Annotated in this window: 15 protein-coding genes; 7 read left to right on the top strand and 8 right to left on the bottom strand. The window is 68.6% G+C overall.

What is annotated here, in order from left to right; genetic code table 11:
* Positions 1–885 (top strand): aldehyde dehydrogenase family protein (locus D7X74_RS08250; RefSeq protein ID WP_120532401.1); only part of this gene is annotated, 885 nt, incomplete at its 5' end.
* Between the two features lie 63 nt (positions 886–948).
* Here D7X74_RS08250 and D7X74_RS08255 read toward each other — a convergent pair.
* A complete protein-coding gene (locus D7X74_RS08255; protein ID WP_233602023.1) occupies positions 949–2,925 on the bottom strand; it encodes a hypothetical protein in 1,977 nt (658 codons plus the stop codon).
* Positions 2,926–3,109: 184 nt separating this feature from the next.
* Complete coding sequence (locus D7X74_RS08260; RefSeq protein ID WP_147446505.1) at positions 3,110–4,435, bottom strand: hypothetical protein; 1,326 nt, start codon at positions 4,433–4,435, stop codon at positions 3,110–3,112.
* 187 nt (positions 4,436–4,622) lie between these two features.
* On the opposite strand from D7X74_RS08260, the gene D7X74_RS08265 reads away from it, so the two are divergent.
* Positions 4,623–5,717, top strand: a complete 1,095-nt coding sequence (locus tag D7X74_RS08265; protein ID WP_120532377.1) for a hypothetical protein — start codon at positions 4,623–4,625, stop codon at positions 5,715–5,717.
* 30 nt (positions 5,718–5,747) lie between these two features.
* Here D7X74_RS08265 and D7X74_RS08270 read toward each other — a convergent pair whose 3' ends face one another.
* A complete protein-coding gene (locus tag D7X74_RS08270) occupies positions 5,748–6,641 on the bottom strand; it encodes a LysR family transcriptional regulator (protein ID WP_120532378.1) in 894 nt (297 codons plus the stop codon).
* A gap of 74 nt (positions 6,642–6,715) precedes the next feature.
* Between D7X74_RS08270 and D7X74_RS08275 the strand changes: the two genes are divergently transcribed.
* Together D7X74_RS08275 and D7X74_RS08280 are read left to right on the top strand one after the other, a co-directional pair.
* The gene (locus tag D7X74_RS08275) at positions 6,716–7,552 is read left to right on the top strand and encodes an SDR family oxidoreductase (protein ID WP_120532379.1); all 837 of its coding nucleotides are present in this window, start codon (positions 6,716–6,718) and stop codon (positions 7,550–7,552) included.
* Between the two features lie 124 nt (positions 7,553–7,676).
* On the top strand, positions 7,677–8,342 hold the full coding sequence (locus D7X74_RS08280; protein WP_120532380.1) for a LysM domain-containing protein: 666 nt from the start codon (positions 7,677–7,679) through the stop codon (positions 8,340–8,342).
* A 32-nt stretch (positions 8,343–8,374) separates the two neighbouring features.
* On the opposite strand, the gene D7X74_RS08285 is transcribed toward D7X74_RS08280, so the two are convergent.
* From D7X74_RS08285 to D7X74_RS08300, 5 genes are all read right to left on the bottom strand, one after another.
* A complete protein-coding gene (locus D7X74_RS08285; RefSeq protein ID WP_199741790.1) occupies positions 8,375–8,797 on the bottom strand; it encodes a hypothetical protein in 423 nt (140 codons plus the stop codon).
* Between the two features lie 135 nt (positions 8,798–8,932).
* Positions 8,933–10,384: an FAD-binding oxidoreductase gene (locus D7X74_RS08290; protein WP_120532381.1), complete on the bottom strand. Its 1,452-nt coding sequence runs from the start codon at positions 10,382–10,384 to the stop codon at positions 8,933–8,935.
* Between the two features lie 127 nt (positions 10,385–10,511).
* The gene (locus D7X74_RS43620) at positions 10,512–10,664 is read right to left on the bottom strand and encodes a hypothetical protein (RefSeq protein WP_167508727.1); all 153 of its coding nucleotides are present in this window, start codon (positions 10,662–10,664) and stop codon (positions 10,512–10,514) included.
* Entirely contained in the window at positions 10,661–12,115 is a 1,455-nt protein-coding gene (locus D7X74_RS08295; RefSeq protein WP_233602024.1) for an HEXXH motif-containing putative peptide modification protein, read from the bottom strand. Before D7X74_RS08295 ends, D7X74_RS43620 begins: the two co-directional genes overlap by 4 nt.
* On the bottom strand, positions 12,115–13,605 hold the full coding sequence (locus D7X74_RS08300) for an HEXXH motif-containing putative peptide modification protein (RefSeq protein ID WP_233602025.1): 1,491 nt from the start codon (positions 13,603–13,605) through the stop codon (positions 12,115–12,117). The genes D7X74_RS08295 and D7X74_RS08300 overlap by 1 nt, the downstream gene beginning before the upstream one ends.
* A 368-nt stretch (positions 13,606–13,973) precedes the next feature.
* On the opposite strand from D7X74_RS08300, the gene D7X74_RS08305 reads away from it, so the two are divergent.
* The 3 genes from D7X74_RS08305 to D7X74_RS08315 all read left to right on the top strand — a co-directional run bounded on the left by D7X74_RS08305 (position 13,974) and on the right by D7X74_RS08315 (position 15,853).
* Complete coding sequence (locus tag D7X74_RS08305) at positions 13,974–14,675, top strand: lysoplasmalogenase (RefSeq protein WP_120532384.1); 702 nt, start codon at positions 13,974–13,976, stop codon at positions 14,673–14,675.
* Positions 14,676–14,824: 149 nt separating this feature from the next.
* Complete coding sequence (locus tag D7X74_RS08310) at positions 14,825–15,367, top strand: DUF2378 family protein (protein WP_120532385.1); 543 nt, start codon at positions 14,825–14,827, stop codon at positions 15,365–15,367.
* Positions 15,368–15,457: 90 nt separating this feature from the next.
* Complete coding sequence (locus tag D7X74_RS08315; protein WP_120532402.1) at positions 15,458–15,853, top strand: type II toxin-antitoxin system PemK/MazF family toxin; 396 nt, start codon at positions 15,458–15,460, stop codon at positions 15,851–15,853.
* Positions 15,854–15,862 lie beyond the last annotated feature (9 nt).

Here is a 15,862-nt window from a genome sequence, read left to right on the forward strand (position 1 = left end):
ATAAGAGACAGGGTGGAGGGGGCGGCGGAGGAGAGCCGCCTGCTCCTGGAGGAGCGCTGGGACCTCATCTTCTTCACCGGTGGCACCGGCGTGGGACGCATCGTGGCCCAGGCCGCGGCGAAGCACCTCACGCCCACGGTGCTCGAACTGGGAGGGAAAAGCCCCTGCATCATCGACCGGAGCGCGGACCTGGAAGTCACCGCGCGCCGCATCGCCTGGGGCAAGTTCGTCAACGCCGGGCAGACCTGCATCGCGCCGGACTACGTGCTCATCCCCCCGGACCTCAAGGGCCGCTTCACCGACCTGGTGCAGAAGGCCGTCAAGAGCTTCTACGGCGCGGACGCCCGGGAGAGCAGCGACTACGGCCGCATCATCAATGCCCGGCACTTCGAGCGCGTCAGCGCGCTCGCGGCCGACGGGCAGGTCGCCTTTGGCGGCGAGCGCGACGCGGCCAGCCGCTTCTTCGCGCCCACCGTCATCACCGATGCCCCGCTGTCGAGCCCGCTGATGCAGGAGGAGATCTTCGGTCCCCTCCTCCCGCTCGTCGACTGCCCGAGCATCGACGAGGCCATCCGCTTCGTGCGCGCCCGTCCGAAGCCGCTCGCCCTCTACAGCTTCGCGAAGGACGCGGCGGTGAACGAGCGCGTCCTCGCGGAGACCTCCAGTGGCGGCGCGGTCGCCAACGACGTGTGCGTCCACTTCGCCGCGGAAGGATTGCCGTTTGGCGGCGTGGGGGACTCCGGAACCGGCGGCTACCACGGCCGGGCCAGCTTCGACGCCTTCAGCCACAAGAAGAGCGTGGTGAAGCGGCCCTTCGCGCTCGACATGAAGCTGCGCTACCCGCCCTACGCCGGGAAGCTCGGCCTGTTCCAGCGCTTCCTGTGACACGTTGAAGGCAGGTGGCGCCGGAAGCTTCCCGGCGCCACCCGCCTTGCGCCGTCTGGGGGGCTACAGCGTCTTCATGTATTCGATGACGGCCCAGCGCTCGCTGTCGGTGAGCGACTGGGTGAAGTCATGGCCCTCGTTGCCCAGTCCGTAGAGGTGCGAATTGAAGATCATTCGCGAACGGATCTGCTTCTGGGTGATGGGCGGCGGCGACTGGTAGGCCAGTGAGTTGTAGTTGGCGACCAGGTTCGCGATGTTCGCGAAGAGGATGTCCGGCGTCGCCATCTCCTGGCTGCACGGGATGAACGGGTCGCGGGCGGGGACATCGCCGCAGGCCAGCGCCGTCACCTTCCAGCCCAGTTTCGCGAAGTCATAGGCCGCGTAGCTCATGTCGTAGCCAGCGTTGCTGCCCAGCGCGTTGGCGGCGGTCTGCTTGCGCTTCCACACCTTGGGGCGGTCCGACGGCTTCAGCACGTCCCAGAGGGTGGGCACGCTGCCGTTGTGGAAGAAGGGAGCGGAGGCCCAGGCGCCGTAGAGCGGCGGCGCGATGTAGCCAAAAGGCTTGAGCCAGATGTTCGGCCCCTCGGGGGAGTACACCGGCCCCTGGCCGTTGTCGTAGGCGCTGCGCGGCACGCGGCGCAGCGCGCTCATGATGATGTCGTCGTAGAAGGGACCGTGGTTGGGCGCCTGGTCGTTGTAGGCGAGGAAGGACGTGTTCCAGGCCCTGCGCTTGCGCTCGTCCGCCATCAACTCCTTGCGCGCCGGGTCCGTCCGGATGGTTTCAATGGGCGTGACGACGCCCGCGACGCCCTTGAGCCGCGGGTCCGGCAGGTAGGCCGGGTTCGCCGCGTACCGGGGCGAGTAGACGCCGTGGCAGCTGGCACAGGAGCCGTTGCCCGCGGCCTTCGGGATGTTGGCATTGGCACCATTCGCCCAGAGGTCGCGCTCGTGGAAGAGCACCGCGCCCTGCTCCGCGAGCGCGGTGTTGATGGTCGTGGGGTAGAGCGGCGGAGAGAGCGAGACGAAGAAGTTGTCATTGTCCTCGAACTCGGCGGTCAGCCCCCGCCGCTGCGCGGGCGACAGCCCCAGGTTCGCGACACCGAAGGCCATCTCCGAGCGGACGTTGTCCGACGTGAGGGCCCCGTCCCAGAACTGCCGCGTCTTGTAGGCGCGCTGCCACCAGTTGGGCGCGCGGGACATGCCGCCCGCGTGGGTCGGGAAGTATTCCAGCAGGCTGGGCGCCAGCGAGAGCGCGTCCATGTCGAAGAGCGCGGGCAGCAGGTCCACGATGCCAATGGCGTCGCTCGAACCCCGGCCCACGCTCCAGGGCACGGGCGCCAGCTGGAGCACGTTCCCCACGCCCGTGGAGCGGAAGAGGTCGGATTGGATCAACCCGGAGTCGGAGGCGTCGCTGGAGCGGCCCCACGTGAAGCCGGCTTCCTGTTCCGTCCCCAGCCGCGAGTCATGGCACCCCGAACAGCTGGAGCCGATGTTGCCCGTGTAGCGCCCGTTCGCGTCCTTCTCCTGCACGAGCCCCAGGGGCAACTGGCCGCTGCCGCCCTGCGTGAGGTTGGGGTTCTCCCACGGCAGCGGGTAGGGATTGCGAAAGGGGGCCTTCGCGAGCCCGTAGCGATTGATGATCTGCTCGTCGAAGTCACTGGGGCGGATGAGGTATCCCCAGAGCATGTACATGTTGTAGTAGGCCAGCGAATTGCTGAACGGCTGGAAGTAGCCCTTCGTCGAGATGTTCGAACGCCCCCGGGCGACGCTCGCGCGGAACTCGCCGCAGGTCTGTGGGTTCGGGGCCAGGTTCGACACGAACGGCGCGGGCGGCGTGTGCAGGTCCACCCAGAAGGCATTGAACTGCACCGCCGCCCCCGGCTTGTTGACGCCCGGCACCACCAGCGTGCGCGGGTCCACCGGCAGCGGCGTGGCGTCCGGCTTGCCATTGCAGGCCGCCGAAAACGGCGAGCGCAGGGCCGTCGTCTCCAGCAACGGCAGGGGGTCCGCGCTCGCCCCGGAAACCACCAGGGTGAGCATCAGGGAACTCGATAACGCCCACTCACGGCTCCATCTCAGTCTCATTGGCGAGGCCTCCATCGCTTATTGGCACAGTGACAACAGCGTTGTGTTTAGGCCCCGGGCTGAACCCTCACAATACGCAGTGCGTCAGCGAACCCTTTCTTGAGACCGTCTTTCCTGCCGGAGACACACCCCGCGGGCTTCAGCGGGGAGCGACGATGTAGCGCCCGAGCTTGGAGACGAACCCGCTGACGGTGTTCGCCTCCGTGTCGACCACGGCCCCGGCGACCGCCTGGGCCGGTGCGTCCTCGGCCTTCCAGTACAGCGTGAGCGAGGACTCCGCGCCTCCCTCCGGAAGGAGCCTGGGGTCGTACGCCAGGGTCAGCCGCACCGGCTGCTTGAACACTCCAGACGCGGGCTCGAAGGCGTAGTTGTGCGCGAACATGAAGGGGTTCCACTGCGCCGGGACGACCATGCCGCTGCGCCAGGTCCCCGGCTCGACCTGAACCTCCTGCGTCAGCGCGCCGGCGGGAAGCTCCCACCGCACCCACCCCTCGTACATGCTCACGGTCCTCGCGGTGGGCGTGAACCGGAAGGCGTCCCCGCACTGGTTCGGCCTCAGCTCACCGCCCGCGATGCACGCGGCCAGCGTGTCGCTGCCCGCCAGTCCATCCAGGATGCGCCGGTACTGGTACACCGACGTGGCGAGCGGCACGCCCGCGTGAAGCGCCACGGAGCCTCCGTCCGCCGACCACAGCGCGTCCACCTTCCGCAGTCCTTCCGCCAGCTGCGCGTAGTCCAGCCCGTTGCGCTGGCAGAGCTCCCAGGCGGTGGGGGCGAACTGCTGATTGATGTCATCGCAGAGACTGCTCGCCTGTCCGCCCACCCGGTACGAGATGGCCCGCACGAGCCACTCATGGGACAGCTCCTGTCGAAGGAAGAGCACGATGTGCGAGTACTCGTGCGCCACCAGCACCTGGTTCGCGCGCGCCAGGGCGTTCTCGACCGTCAGGGGCCGCGCGACCTCTGGCGGCTTCGCCCGTGAGGCCTCCAGCTCCCAGAGGCAGACATTTGAACCCGGTCCCGGTTCCAGCCCGGTCTGGTTCATGAATGAGCTGCCAGACGCGCCCCCTTTCGGACCACAGAGGCTGTCGCCCGCCAGATGGATGTCCACCGGCAGCATCCGCGGCGCGACGTCCACCCCCACCACCGCGATCAGGTCTTCCTTCACCGCCAGGAACCCCGCGTAGCGTGCGAAGACGTATGTCTCCTCGATGGGACAGGGCTCCTCGCAGACGATGCGGAAGGTGTCACCCTGCCGCTGGTAGGCGCGGTACTCGCGCCCTCCGAGCATCACCTGCGTCCGGGGAATCGCGACGACTTCGGGTGGAGGCAGGCCCGCGTCCGGCCGGGAGGTGCCCGCATCGGAAGGGCCGCCCGGCCCCGGCTCCGGGTCGTCACCACAGGCGGACATGAACACCAGAAGAAGACCGAGCAGGGCGCACCGCGACGCTTGGGAAGAGGGCATGGCGCTCCCGGTAGACCACGCCTCGCGAGACCTCGCGTGCGTCCCGTGTCGCATCCGTTGGCCACTGACACGGTCCTCGCCACAAGGCCCCATCCAGGAATTCGCATTCCGGGGGTGAGGAGAAATAACGGGCACCTCCGTTCCGGGGGGCAGCGGCGAATCACCGCCGTCATCCCCTGGAGCCCCCGTGAAGACGTCCTCGACCTCCCTCGCCCTGGCCCTTGTCGGCGCCAGCTGGCTCATCGGCCCCGCCACCGCCCATGCGGCACCGCCCGCGTCCTCCGGCCCGCGTGAAATCGCGCGGGTCACAGGGGCCGCCCCCGGCAACCACGTCCTCTTCCTGGAGAACGACCAGGGCGAGGTCGACGTGGCCATCTCCGCGACCTATCCGCAGCGGCCCCTCATCGCCCCCCGCTTCCTCAAGTCACACTCGGCGGCAGAGGTGTTCCTGGCGGTGGCTCCCGCCAACCAGGAGCTGCCCTCGGCCCTCGCACGCCACGCACGCCTCGCGGTGGACCGGGGCACGCGCGAGCAGCTCCAGCGGGAGAACGCGGACGCGCTCGCGAGCCTGACTGCGGACGTCGCGTCCGGCGGCCAGTCCCTCGCGGCCACCTGTTCGGAGTTCTTCCGCGGCTGGGTCGGCACCGTCTATGGCGATGCCTCGTGCGGGGACCCCAGCCAGGAGGTCATCGAGACCGTCCACCCGAGCGATACGTACTGCACCAGCGGCTGCGACTACACGCTCGGTGCCCAGGACAAGGGGACGTGTCAGCCCAAGCTGCGCTCCTGCGACATCGTCCGGGGGACGGCGAGCGTCGTCCGCCTCCGCACCACGAACTGGTGGAACGGCCCCAACTTCAATCACCCGGGACACTTCGCCCACTTCGGCGTCGCCAACTGCACGGGCAACGGGCCCGTGGACTTCAATTACAAGCGGGGCGCGGCCAGCACCACCACCCTCCAGGTGCCGGTCAACGGCATGCTCCACGTCAAGGTGGGGTCGGAGATCGTCCCCGGCAACGCCGCCAACTTCGTGAGCTATGGCCAGTGGAAGACGGGCAAGCCCGCGAGCGGCGCGACGTACGTGAGCAACAGCATGTCGGTGGAGGCCAACGGCGGCACCGATGACCGGGTGATTGCCTGCGGCGACATCTACCTCGACTACACGATGGCGGACATCTCGTCGCCCACCTGCCACGGCTCCGACATCTCGCTGTGCAGTGGCGGCAACTGCACCAGCTCCTGCTTCTACTGCTCCGGAGGAAGCTGCCCCATCAACTGAAAGGCAGCCCCGCGCGCGCCGTCGCGAAGCTCAGCGACGGCCGCGCAGCTCCTTGATGACGTCCACGAACGCGCGCAGGCTCGCAGGCACGTGGCGGTGGCCCGGGTAGTACAGGCTGAGCGCGTCGTACTCCGGGAACCAGCTTTCGAGCACGCGCACGAGCCGCCCCGCCGCCAGGTCCTCCGCCACCATGAACTCACTGAAGTAGCCCAGTCCGATTCCGTCGAGCGCGGCCTGGTGCACGAGCTGATCGCTGCTGACCGTGAGCGGACCGTTGACCTCCAGCGACAGGACCTCCCCCTTGCGCTCCAGGTCCCAGCGGTAGACCCGGCCGTTCGTCATGCGGAAGCGGATGCAGTCGTGTTTGAGCAGGTCGTCCGGCCGCTTCGGCTTCCCGCGACGGGCAAGGTACGACGGCGCACCGGCGATGGCGTAGCGGATGCGCGGGCTGCACTCGACCGCGACCATGTCCCGCGGCACCAGGTCGGTGGTGCGCACGCCAGCGTCGAAGCCCTCCGCGACGACGTCCACGAGCCGGTCCTCGGTGACGAGCTCCAACTGGACGTCGGGGAAGCGCTTCACGTACTCGCGCACGTACGGCATGAGCACCCAGCGCGCCGCGACCTGCGACGTGTTGATGCGCAGCGTGCCGCGCGGCGTGGCGCGAAAGTCATCCAGCGTCTCCACCGCCTGGGTCAACTGTTCGAGCGCCGGTGCGACGCGCGCGAGCAGGTGCTCGCCCGCATCCGAGAGCGCGACCGAGCGCGTGGTGCGATGGAACAGCCGCACGCCCAGCTCCGCCTCCAGCACGGCGATGGCATGGCTGAGCGCCGAGGGGGAGATCACCAGCTCCGCCGCCGCCGCCCGGAAGTTGCGGTGCCGCGCCACGGAGACGAAGGCGCGCAGCGCCGCGAGCTGACTCATTGTGCGATTCCTTGCATCAGTGCATGCCGCTTCGTGCAGTTCCGGCATCACAGCACGGTTGGTATAGCCAGACCATGCCCAAGACCGTCCTTGTCACTGGCAGCTCCACCGGCTTCGGCCGGGCCACCGCCCACCGCTTCGCGCGCGCGGGTTGGAACGTGATCGCCACCCTGCGCACGCCCGATGCGGAGCGGGAGCTGCGGACCCTCGACAACGTGCTCGTCACCCGGCTCGACGTCCAGGACCGCGCGAGCATCGCATCCGCCGTCGAAGCCGGCATCGCCCGGTTCGGTGCCATCGACGCGCTCGTCAACAACGCGGGCTTCGGCCTGTTCGGCGTGTTCGAATCCACGCCGCGCGAAAAGGTGGCGGAGCAGTTCGACGTCAACGTGTTCGGCTTGATGGACGTGACTCGCGCCGTGCTCCCCCAACTGCGCCGCCAGAGGTCGGGCGTCATCCTCAACATCACCTCGGGTGCCGGCGTGTTCGGGCTGCCCATGAGCTCGCTGTACTGCGCGTCGAAGTTCGCGGTCGAGGGCTTCTCCGAGGCACTGAGCTACGAGCTCGTCGGAATGGGCATCACCGTCAAGCTGATCGAACCGGGCGGCGTGCTCGACAGCCAGTTCGGCTCCCGCAGCGGCAGCGAGGCGGGGCGGACCGGGCGCATTGAAGACTACGCACCGTTCGTCGCGCACTCCGAGGAGGTCTTCGCGGGCCTGCGCAACACCCGCGCGGGCGCCACCTCCGACGACGTGGCCGAGGTCATCTTCGGCGCCGCGACCGACGGCACGGACCAGCTCCGCTACGTGGCCACACCGCAAATCCAGGCACTGGTGAAGGCGCGGCGCGAAACCTCCGAGGCCGAGTACCTGGCATTGATGCGCAAGAGCTTCGGCTATCGCCGCGACTGACATTTTCGGACGACAGCGGATCCACGCCGGAACGCCCTCAACGGAAGACAAGCGGATTCCTAGAACCTGGGAAACTCACGCAACTCCGTAAAGGTCGTTTCGACAATCGGTCCAGGAGATCCGCATGTCCAACTACCGCATTCGTCAGGGCGACACCCTCTCGGCCCTCGCCGCTCGCTTCAAGACCAGCGTTTCCGCACTGGCGCGCACCAACAAGATCGCCAATCCGAACCTCATCTACGCGGGCGCGTCCCTGCGCGTCCCCGGCCACAGCGGGAGCGACAGCTTCCAGCCGGCCAAGGGCGGCGGCACGAAGAAGCCCGGCGGCGCCGGTCGTCCCAGCGGATCGACGGGCGGCGGCAAGGTGGACTCGAGCGCTGGCGCCGGAAACTCGGGCGGCGCGACGCCCGCGATGCGCAAGCTGGCGGCGGCGGGACGCGCGGCCGCGATGGGCATGGGCGGGTACAACAGCCAGGGCCTGTGCGCCACGGGCGTGAGCCGGGCCATCCAGAATGCCTTTGGCGTCAAGGTCTGGGGCAACGGCAACCAGATCGACAACAACCTGCCGCGCGACAAGTTCAAGCAGGTCAACATGTCGCTCGCGGAGGCGCTGAAGACCCCGGGCCTCGTGCTCACCTGGGAGAAGACGTCGTCGCGCCTGGGCAGCATCTACGGCCACACGGCCATCACCACCGGCGATGGCCGTTCGTCCGTGAGCGACTTCATCGAGCGCAACACGCTGGGCGCCGGTGGCCGCTCCGGGCTGAAGATCTTCCGGCCCATCGTGTAGCGCTTCCCCGCCCGGGAGACATTCCCGGGCGTCTACCCCGGAGAGGTGCCTTCCGTCGTGGAGCACCCGCCCTGCTCGCCGTGGGCCGCCGCCCCATAGCGTCGCGTCGGAACGGGCGGGCTGCCGCTGAGCCAGTCCCAGGACTCGCCGGTCCAGCACTGTTCGCCCCACCCCAGGTGCGCCGCGGCCTCACGCGCCCGCTCCCCGTGGGTGACGAGCGCCCACCCCATCCGGGACTGCTTGCTCTCCCCGCTCCTGAACTTCAGGAGCCGGTGCCGGCCCCGGGCCTCGTCGTGGTCCGCCTCCCAGAGCGCCTGGTTCTTGAAGCCCTCCCCCTGGGCGTCCACGCCGTTGTACTCACACCAAGCGACCACGTCCTTGGCCCGGACCAGTCTTGAGCCCTTCGAGAGTTCCGAGACTGCGGCCACGAGGAGATCGGAGGTCAGCACACGCATGGAGGAGGCTCCGGGGCTGGGGTCAGCGACGGTGCTCAACCTACAGGGTGGGGTGTGGCCGGGAGGCCATGGGGCCTCCACGTGATTGTCATGGTTCTGTCATGGCGCCCGGACGTGGGCAGGCAGGCGTGCACGTCACGCCCAGGCCTTGCGGACCTCCGCGTAGTAGTTGCGGAAGAACGGCACCATCGCCGCGCGGTTGCCGTCCACGATGGCCAGCAGCTCCGGCGGCAGGACGAACTCCTCCTCCCCCAGCTCGTCGTAGAGCGAGTCCAGCATCTGCTGGTAGAACCGGGGGAAGGAGCGGTGCCAGCCGACCTTCGGCAGGCGGATGCCGTGCTCCCAGCCCATGGCCAGGTAGTGCTTGAGCGCCTCCGCTCGCGCCTCCGCCAGCGTGTAGAGGGAGATGGGTTTGCGCTCCGGCAGGAAGTCCTCGTTGACGAGCCCGGACTCCCCGCGCATCCGCCGCGCCAGGTGCTGGCCGAGCAGGGGCGACTGGAACAGGCCGTCCCGGTAGGTGCCGGTGAGCAGCCACAGTCCGTCCACGGACGTCGGGCCCATCAGGGGACAGGTGTCCACGGTGACGGGCCTGTTGCCCGCCTGCCAGCCGACGAGCTGCGCGGCGCAGAGGTCCTGGTCGATCTGCTCCAGGACGCACTCCAGCAGGAAGAACATGTCCGCCGGCGTGGTGCGCAGCATCGGTCGCGCCATCAGGATGTTCGTCGCGCCGAAGTAGAGCTGGTTGCCCGCGCGGGGCATGCCGTGGAGGCCGCAGGCGAACGCGCGGTTCGGCGTCCGCACCACGTGCTTGAGCTGGGTCTTCGGCACCTGGAGCAGCAGCGACGTCCCTCCCCCGCTGAAGATGCGCGGGATGCGGCGCGCCAGCTCCGGAAGCTCGTCGAGGACCGCCTGCGTCCCGACGCCCATGGCGAGCACCACCTGGGGGGCCGCGAGCGTCCGGCCATCCTCGAGCCGGACGCCGGTGACACGCCCCGCGCTCACGTCGAGCGCCTTGACCGCCCCGTCGATGAGCGAAACCCTGGAGCACTGTTCGAGGACCCGCGTGAGCCCCCGCAGCAGGCGGCTTGCGTCCACCGAGCCCTCGCGCGGCAGGAACAAGGCCCGCTTCGGCCGGCAGTCCTCCGCGGGGTACAGGCCGGGAACCTGGTTCGGATCCAGCTCCTCGAAGGGCTCGCCCTCCGCCGTCGCCGCCTGCTGGATGGCGGCGTAGTTCTCATCCTCGATGGTTCCCGACTTCGCGTTGCTGAACACGATGGTGCCGGCATCGAGCCGCACCTGCTCCTCCGGGGGCAGCTCGCTGTTCAAGCCCTCCAGCCACGCGGGCCAGAGGCGGGCGGCGAGCACCCCCTGGGCATGCCGCGCCCGGCCCGGCGCGGTGCGCAGCAGTGGGGCCGTCACCTCGCCATAGCAGCCCAGCATCGCGCCCGCGGCGCCGGACGCGCCACCGGGTCGGCCCGCGGGTCCCACCACGGCGATTCGCAGGTTGGAATCCTGGAGCGACAGGGCACGCGCGGTCGCCAGACCCAACGCGCCATTTCCCGCCACCACGACGTCATAGGTGCTCATTCGCTGGATGCCCTCGGCGGGTCTGGGAGGTCCGCACGGCGTTGACGTCCGGTCATCCGGTCCTGGGGCCCGCCGCGCCCGCATGCGAGCGCGGACACGGCGGGCGGATCCTCGGACCGACCTTGAATCAGTCTTCCTTCTTCGCCGTGTCGGAGACGATGTACGGCGGCCACCACTGGCGCTCCGCACTCGACCCGCACGTCACGGTCGGCTCCTGCAGCTGCTCCTTCTTGGCCAGGAGGTCCTTCACGGTCTCAAGCCACTGCGATCCGTTGTTCATGCGATTTCTCCTTGCTGCCGGGTTGGCTCTACGAGGGTGCTGCGTACAAGCGTCTCCAGTCCCGTGCGCAGCTGGCGGCGTGCTTCATCGGGGGCAACACGCCCCCCGATCGCCTCCAGATACGCCCGCTCCATCTCAGCGAACGTCCGGCCATCGCTGAGTTCGAAGATCAGCCACGCATTCAGATCGAGCCAATGCAGCTTTGGCGCGTCCGGCGAGAAGACCATCAGGCACTCGCCCCGGGTCGAGGGGCGGGCCCGCAGACCGCGAACCTTCTGGTAGGCCGCCTTCTCGGGGGCGCTCGCGCGCCCTCCGGCCGCCTTGCTGAACACCTCGCGGTCGACGGGTGCCAGGGAGTCACTCAGCCACCGGACGAAGTCCCGCCCTTGAGGCGTCAGCAGATGCGACCACTCCGTCTGGAGCTGTTCGCCCAGGTAGCGCGCCCGGTCCACCGAGCGTCCGAAGCGCGAGCCGCCGTCGTTGTTCACCACCGACATCGCATGCGGACGCGTGGCGTAGGCGGACGGGTCCCCGAAGCGCTCGATGAGCGAACGGTCCGCCGACAGCGCGGCGGCCTTGAAGAGCGCCAGATGGACATACACATGGTAGGCGAACACCGTGCGGACGATGGACCAGCGCACGTCCCGCCAGGGCACCTGGATGGTCTCCTCGGGCTTCGCCGCGATCGACACCGAGCGGGTGGCGTCGAAGAGCTTCATGTGAAGCCCTTCGTGCAGCAGGCACCCGGCGACATCCCAGGGGTTCCCCAGGTCCTTCAGCGACAGGAAGATGGTGGAGGGCGTCAGGTCCCCGCCGGCGGCGGACAGGACGGTGCCACCTTCGAGCCGGGCGCTGAGCAGCGCGATGGCCTCGATGTGCGTCAGCGCGCTCGCGCCAGAATGCGGCAGCAGCTGGGAGAGCAGCGCGATGGAGTCGTTGATCTTCCCCTGCGCGGAGGCATCCGGGCTCAGCAGCTTCCCGCCGCTCTTGGGGTTCGTCAGGAAGATGCCGTCGAACGCCGCATGCAGCGCCTTGGAATAGGCATCACCCCGTTGGGCCACGTCCCACAGCCACTTCGGGGTCTCCGTGCCCACGCGAAAGCGCGACGGCATGCGCGACTCGCACAGTCCCAGGGGAAGCGCCTCCAGCGCTCCGGGCAACATCTCCTCCAGGGGATGGGGTGACGCCAGCCGGCCCGCCTCCAGGTCGGAGAAGGCCTGCTCCAGCGTCAGCCGGACCAGCGGGTCGAAGAAGATGCGACGTGCATCGACATCGTTGAGCGCCTCCACGGCGGTCACCGCGTGAGACAGGGAGGGCAGCCGCTCGGCGAACAGCTCCAGGCCGAAGCGATAGCGGGTCAGGACCTTCGCGAGGATGCGCGGCGAGTCTCCGAAGGAGGGATGCCCGGTCAGGGCCCGGTCCGCCGCGTGGATGACGTCCGAAGCGCTCATCACGACACCCGCCCTTCGGTGACCGGTTCAATCATTCCACTCGACACGAGTCCCTCGAGGGTCGGCGCGAGCTGGGCCCAGGCGCGCTCGGCCCCGAGTCCCAGCGACGCGGTATAGGAGGACAGCATCTCTTCCTCGGTCTTGCCGTCGCACAGCTCGAAGGCCAGCCAGGCCGGAAGGTTCAGCGTGACGATCTTCCGCGAGCCCGGATCCAGGGCGAACAGCACCTCCGAGGACGGCGAGCGGCGCAGGGAGAGGTCCCGGCCCTGGCGATAGCGCACCGGCGAGGGGGCCCGGCCCTGGGTGAGCACCGGTGGCTTCGCGACAGGCCCCATCGGTCCGCCGGGCCGGTCGCTGCCCAGGGCCTCCAGGGGACGGATCGCCTCCCAGAGCCAGGCGATCATCTCCCGCCCGTACGGCGTCACCCGCGACGCCAGGGGGCCTTCCAGTTGGGTGTGCAGGAAGTCGAGCCGCTCCTCCGCCCGGGAGAAGGGCTTCTGGGTGTCGTTGTTCACCACCGACATCGCGTGGGCCGGCGCGCTGTAGTCCCGAGGCGCGCCGAACTCCGCGTGGCAGCCAGGCCCGAGGTGCTCCACGGCGGCTCGGAACACCTGCATGTGCGCGTACGCGTGGTAGGCGAAGATGCTGTTCGACAGTGAGGTCTTCCTGCCCCAGGCCAGCTCGACAGGGCCGTCATCCGTCACGATGGCGCCCGTGCGAATCAGGTCGGAGAGCTTGAGGTGGATGGCCTCATGCAGGATGTGACCCGCCGTATCCCAGGGGTTCTCCAGCTCGTGCGGGTCGATGAAGATCATGCACGGGGTGCCGTCGCCCCCGGAGCCCGTCAACATCCGGCCTCGCGGCCCCCGGATGTTCGCGATGGCGATGGAGTGCAGGTGTCGGAAGATGCTGGCCGTCATCTCCGGCACCAGCCGCTGGATCAGCACGCAAGCGCGCTCCAGTCCCGCGACCATGGACAGCGTGGGGCGGATGATATCGACGCTGCTTTCAGCGCCCGGCATGAACCCGGTGCGGATGCTCTCGCGCAGCCTGTCGCGAAGGGGCGTCGCCTCCTCCGGAAGGTCCCACACCCAGACCTTGCCCCCGGGGCCCACGGCCAGGTCGCGTCCCATCGCAGAGCGAGAGAGGCACCGGCCCGGCGTTCGCGCGACACATGCGAGGGCTTCCCCCAGCAACCCGGGCAGCTCCTTGCCCGCGGCCCCATCCGGTCCTGACGTCTCCAGTCGGCTGATCGCGGCCTCCAGCGCCGCGCGCACGAGCAGATCGCCAAACACGGCTTCCGCCGTCGTGGCGTCCAAGGCCTCGATGCGGCCCGCGACGTCACGCAGACGCGCATCCCGCCGGGCCAGGACCTCCAGCGCGAACCGGTAGCGCTCGCTGACGCGCAGCACGATCCTCGAAGAGTTTCCGAACTGCTCGTGATGCTGAAGTCGGCCGTCGGTGAGCCGGATCACATCCGTTCGTTGCACGCTGTTCTCCATTCGAATGGCAGCCACACCGACACCCGCCATCCCGGTATATCCAGCATTTCAGTTGAAATGGTGCCAGTCCGTCCCGCATGCCACAAGCCCCCGGGACCTGACTTCTTTCCAGGGTCGAATCCCGAACGCATTCGACAGACGCGGCAGGGCAGCCCCATCCCCTTCCCTCTGAACAGGGCCACGGTGGGAGCCTATTCTTCAGCGTGAAGCACTCATGACGCGCACGGACCTGGGCGTATAAATCCAGCTGTCATTGAATCGCTCACCAGAAGCGGTCCTGTCTCGCGGAAAAAATCCCAGGAGAAGGGAACGCATCTGTCTGGGGTTGGAGCACATCGCGGGGTAAGGTGCCCGCCATGGGTCGGGAGCTGACAGGTGGAACGAGGATCCTCGCGGGCGTGGGCCTCGCGGGCGCGGTGGGCTTCCTGCTGGCGCTGGACCTGGAGCGCCGGGACATCCGCGTGGCCACCAAGGCGCTGCCGATGCTCTGCCTGCTCCTGTGGCTGTGGCAGCCCCGGGGGCGCTACGCACGGTGGATCTTCGCGGGACTGGCCCTGTCGCTGCTGGGAGACGTGCTGTTGGATGTGGGGCCCGAGCTGTTCCTGCCGGGCCTGGGGGCCTTCCTGCTGGCCCATGTCAGCTATGCGGCCGGATACCTCACCGTGACGCGGACGCTCCACCTGCGCAGGGCCATCCCCTTCGGGGTCCTGGCGGTAGGCGCCAGCGTGGCCCTGGGGCCCGGGCTGGGGAGCATGACGCTGCCTGTGATGGCCTATGTCGCCGTCATCTGCACGATGGGCTGGCGGGCCTGGGCGCTGCTGGGCAGTCCGGGGCTCGCGCGGCGCGAGCAGTGGCTGGCGTTCACGGGCGCGCTGCTGTTCGCCGCCAGTGACGGCCTGCTGTCCATCAAGCTGTTCGTGCGGCCCCTGCCCGGCGCGGGCTACGCCATCATGCTGCTGTACTGGGCCGCGCAACTCTGCATCGCCCTCTCCGCGCGGGGCCCGGGCACCCTGAAAGCGGGCCACGTGCACGCCTCAACGCCCTCTGGCGTCCTCTGACGCGGACTGACATCTCCGTGCAGGTGATACCTCAAGGGTTTTCCAAGTATCAGCGGTATCCCAGAAAGCATGGACGGATTCGCGGGGCCTGCCCTTGCGTTGTCACACCGGGAGTGCGTTACGCTTTCGAGGACACGGGGGGATGCCACATGAGTGAAGAGATTGTCTATCGGCATACGATCGAGGGCCTCTTTCGTTCCATTGGCAGACGTCTCACGCCAGAGCTCCAGGACAAGTTGAGAGACGCCGGGCTGGACCTCGACCTGAAGCTTCCCCGGAACACACCCCGGACGGTCTTCGCCGAAGCCCTGCGGATCACCGCGTCGCATCTGCATCCGGACGCCGAGGTCTCCGAGGGCTACCGGCGGCTCGGCATCGGCATCATCCAGGGGATGGAGCAGACGATGCTGGGCAAGGCGCTCGTGTCGATGTGGCCCATCTTCGGCCCGGAGCGGGTCGTCGTCCGGATCCAGGAGAGCTTCGCCACCGTGAACAACTACCAGAAGTCCGAACTCGACACGCAGGGCCCCGCGCACCACGTCATCCGGGTGAGCGAGTGCAACGGGAACCCCGGCTACCTGCAGGGCATCATCGAAGCGAGCCTGACGAAGGCCGGGGCCCGCAACCTGCGGGTCGAACCGTTCGACTTCGACGGCCACGCCTGCTCCTACCGCGTCCGCTGGGAGCCCTGAATCACGGCCCTCTCCAGCGGGGGCTTTGCCCGTCCGCCACGCTGGGGTAGGAGTCCTGGCGCAGGTCAGCGCGATGCGATGGGTGCCCGCATGGAGACGAAGCCAGACACACGAACGGACCGGCGCCCCGACGCCATCCACCAGGGGGACCTCTTCTGGATGGAGTCGGATGAGTCGCGGGGGTCGATTCCGCCCATCCCCCACCCCCATGTGGTGCTCCAGGAGGATGTCTTCAACCGCTCCCGCATCCACACCGTGATTGTCTGTGCATTGACGTCGAACCTGAAGCGGGCGAACGAACCCGGCAACGTGCTGCTCGACGTGGGCGAAGGCAACCTGCCCAGGCAGAGCGTCCTCGTGGTGTCGCAGGTGTCCTCGGTCGAGAAGTCCCGGTTGGGCGAATACATCGGGTCGCTGTCCGGGGAACGGGTGCAACAGGTCCTGGCGGGAATGAGATTCCAGCAGGCCTCTTTCTTCGACCGCTAGCCGCGGCGG

Origin of the sequence: Corallococcus sp. CA047B (assembly GCF_003612065.1) — a bacterium.
Lineage (GTDB): Bacteria > Myxococcota > Myxococcia > Myxococcales > Myxococcaceae > Corallococcus > Corallococcus praedator.